The organism is Herbidospora sp. RD11066 (genome assembly GCF_054661255.1).
On record NZ_BAAGDO010000421.1, the window covers coordinates 1 to 229 of the forward strand.

Consider the following 229-nt stretch of genomic DNA (forward strand, 5'->3'; position numbering starts at 1 on the left):
GGAACACAGGGCGATGCTCCAGCTCCTTGGCTCACAGAACGCCATGGCTACTTCCGACTTTGGTGATCTTCAGGTACTTGGTTGGCATTCGCACAGGACCCTTAACCTTCAGTTTTTTGTCTTTAGCTCCACGAATTAGATCAGCACACACCTTTTCCAAGCTTTTGACATTGCGGCTGGTCAGTGTAATACGAATCCTGTGGATCTGAGCCTCTTCCTCTGGTGCGGC

1 protein-coding gene is annotated in these 229 nt (G+C 50.7%); it reads right to left on the reverse strand.

Annotated features, from left to right (window positions below):
• Positions 1 to 31: 31 nt before the first annotated feature.
• Positions 32 to 229: 30S ribosomal protein S10 (locus ACYQ78_RS40225; protein WP_459806258.1), on the reverse strand; the 198-nt coding region annotated here is incomplete at its 5' end.